This is a genomic window from Stenotrophomonas sp. HMWF003 (assembly GCF_003061285.1).
GTDB classification, from domain to species: Bacteria; Pseudomonadota; Gammaproteobacteria; order Xanthomonadales; family Xanthomonadaceae; genus Stenotrophomonas; species Stenotrophomonas maltophilia_AP.
Window position 1 is genome coordinate 6460 of record NZ_QAIW01000430.1, and the last position, 276, is coordinate 6735.

Here is a 276-nt window from a genome sequence, read left to right on the forward strand (position 1 = left end):
CTCGTTCCATACCGCCGCACAGGCGCTGCAGTGGCTGGACGCAGCGGACTGACACAGGTTTTCAATGCGCTGCGGCCGTTCAGCCGCCACCGTCGCCGCTCACGCCGACACCCGTATAATCGCCGTGGCATTCCGCCGCGCCGCCCTGCCTGCCTTCCGTGGATACTCCTCTGAAACAGCGACTGATTGGTGCCATCGTTCTGGTGGCTTTGGCTGTGATCTTCCTGCCCATGCTGGTCAAAGGCCCTGCGCCTGACAGCGGCGTGGCCAGCGTAC

Annotated in this window: 1 pseudogene; it reads left to right on the top strand. The window is 64.5% G+C overall.

Going from position 1 to position 276, the window contains the following annotated elements:
* Positions 1-158: 158 nt before the first annotated feature.
* Positions 159-276 (top strand): annotated as a pseudogene (locus DBR34_RS18505) (sporulation protein); the annotation flags it as partial.